The organism is Pseudomonadota bacterium (assembly GCA_022361155.1).
Lineage (GTDB): Bacteria > Myxococcota_A > Polyangia > Polyangiales > JAKSBK01 > JAKSBK01.
Genome location: JAKSBK010000456.1, coordinates 1 through 2,663 on the forward strand (window position 1 = coordinate 1; position 2,663 = coordinate 2,663).

The window sequence follows — 2,663 nt, forward strand, 5'->3', positions numbered from 1 at the left end:
GATCTCGAGCGGTGCCTGCTTGTTGAACAGCTTGCGCAACCCCGCCTCGTGGGTCGACACGTTTCCTTGGCGCAGGATGTTGCGCTCCTTGTCGACGATGCAATAGCGGCTCGACTTTCTTCCAAGATCCAGTCCACAGTAGTCCATAGTCGGCTCCTTCTTGTTCGTTGTGGGTTGGTAATCCAACGATGCCAGGAAGGGGCCGGCCGCTCTACAGCTTCAGCGTTGGCGTCCGCCGGCGTGCGCCGGCACTTTCGCCACAACGGGTAGCGGCGGCCCGTAGAGACGCCAAAGAGCCCGACCGGTGACCGTGGGCTCCAGCTGCGAGCCGCCACCACCGCACCCGCCCGGATATCCCCCATGCGCGTTAGGCTGCGAATTCCGCTTGGTTTGGCTGGGGTCGTCCTTGGACGTACGAACGAGGCCACCTGAACTCCGTCGCCGCCCAAACCAAGCAGCAATCGCGCAACAAGCCCGCTTAACGCGTATGCGGATATCCCCAGGCCTCAACGCGGGTCAGGTCGTGAACTCGCCGGCGTGTCTGTCTGCCACTGGGTGGCGGATGGTGCGTGCGGCTCGGTCTGTTGCCCAGAGAACTTGCCGATCATTTCCGCCAACAGCTGCGCACTGCGGCCGCTGGTGTAGTTGTCCACGATGTCCTGTCGGCCCTGGCGGCTCAAGCGCGTGCACAGCTCGGGTTCCGAGGCCAGGCGCAACAGAGCGTCCGTGATCGAGCGGTCGCTGTTCGGCTCCACCAACAGCCCGTTGGATCCGTCGCGCACCAGCTCCACCACACCGCCGGCGCGGGTGGCGACGACCGGAACCTCCATGGCGAGCGCCTCCATCAGCACCACGCCCAGCGGCTCGGCCACACTCGCCAACACAAAGACGTGTGCGTTGTGCAGCTCCTCGATGACCCGCGCCTCGGGTACGGCGCCGAGCAACTCCACCGCGTCTTGTTGGCCCAGCTCGGCAACGAGTCGCTCCAGCTCCTGGCGATAGCCGTGCCCACCGGAGTCATCCTCACCGGCGATGACCAGCCGCGCTGCGACGCCCGCTTGTCGCAGCTTCGAAAGCGCGACAATGCTATGCGCGTGCCCCTTGCACGGGTTGAGTCGGCCACACGAGAAGAGGCGCAAGCTCGACTCGCCGCGGTGCGGCGCATAGGGCGCCCGGCGCTTGAAGTGGTCCGGGTCGATGCCCATGGGCGCGATGGCCAGTGGGGTGTGGTCTCCCACCTGCTCCCGCAGCTGATCGTGCAGTTGCTGCGTGATGACGATGCCGAAGCTCGCGTGGGTCCACTTGCGCTGTTGGTTCGGGCCGTAGTCCGAGACGGGGCCGTGCAAGGTGAGGCTGTAGGGCAAGCCGGACAACAACCATGCGTAGAGTGCGACGTTGGCTGCATCGGCAGCCGAGTGGACGTGGATGTGTCGCCATCGTCGCCGAGCCGCGATCGCACCCAGCCGGGCCCCGAACCCGGCCAAAGTCAGGTGGCGCGCCCGAGCTCGGGGTCCATGCGCCTCCGCTGCGCCTGTTTCCAGGGCCGAGAGCGTTCCTCGTAGACCGGTACGGAGCAGGGCCATCGTGCTATCGGCGACATCCGCAAGCGAGACCTGCGTGAGGTAGCTCGTCTGCGAGATGGCCTCCGACGACCAATCATGCGACACGAGGCCCGCGGCCGGGGGACGCGTGGAGACCAGCTCCGCATCCACGCCGAGCTGGCGCAGTTGACGCAGCTCGCGCCAGAAAAAGGCATGGGTTTGACCTGGGAATTCCGGAACGAGGTAGCCGATCTTCATGCCGATCTCGTCATCTGATGCCTGCGCTCGCGTCCCTGCCGTGGGTGGCCCCGGGAGCTCTCCGGTCGGTGCACCCTACAAGTACAGTGCAACGACGCGGCCGGCGCCGGACTGAATGCCGTCGCCGCTCGGAGCGCGAGCTCACTGGAGCTGCAAGTGCGTGCTAGGCTCTGGCCCGCGGCCTGACCGTGTCCCCCTCGACGCCGACCCACTCGCACATCTTATACGTCGGGGCCGTGCTGCCAAAGCGAAGCGAGACTTTCGTATACGGAGAGGTACTGGGGCTTCGCGACAGGGGTGAGCGAGTGAGCATCGCTTCGGTGCGCACTCCCGAGCGCGTGCGCGTCGCCGGTGTTGCCGAGCAACGCACGCCGATCATCCGTTGTGGGGTCGACCTCACGAGTTCTCTCCCGTCGCCGTCAACACCGGCCGCAGCATTCTGGCCGTGGGTCGCCTCGTGCCCAAGAAGGGCTTCGACATCCTGCTGCGCGCCCTGCCGGCCATACCTGACGCGAAGCTGACGCTCGTGGGGGACGGGCCCGAAGGGCCGAGCCTTCGACAGCTTGCCGCGGAGCTCCAGGTTGCGGACCGCGTTCACTTTGCGGGAGCGCTCGCCAACAGTGGGGTGCGCGAGCGTATGGCGGACGCAGCACTGTTCGTTTTGCCTTGCCGCGAGGCCTCCGACGGTGACCGCGATGGCATCCCCGTCGTGCTCATGGTGCTCCATAGAATTTGGGCTTGGTACCGGCTTCCAGCACCCATCTATACACGGACGTGACCTGTTTTGCCTTTGCCTCCCACGTGAAGTGCTTCAGCGTGCGTTGTCGTGCGTTGAGTCCAACGGTGTGCAATGCCAGCGGCTGC

The 2,663-nt window shown here is 65.9% G+C and carries 2 protein-coding genes; one reads left to right on the forward strand and one right to left on the reverse strand.

Annotation, left to right across the window (positions count from 1 at the left end; genetic code table 11):
- Window positions 1-506: 506 nt before the first annotated feature.
- Window positions 507-1,799 carry a glycosyltransferase family 4 protein gene (locus tag MJD61_17250; GenBank protein MCG8557009.1) on the reverse strand — a complete coding sequence of 431 codons (1,293 nt, stop codon included), beginning with the start codon at window positions 1,797-1,799 and terminating at the stop codon, window positions 507-509.
- Window positions 1,800-2,181: 382 nt separating this feature from the next.
- On the opposite strand from MJD61_17250, the gene MJD61_17255 reads away from it, so the two are divergent.
- Window positions 2,182-2,577, forward strand: coding sequence for a glycosyltransferase (locus MJD61_17255; GenBank protein ID MCG8557010.1), 396 nt, complete (start codon window positions 2,182-2,184; stop codon window positions 2,575-2,577).
- The last annotated feature ends 86 nt before the right edge of the window (window positions 2,578-2,663 follow it).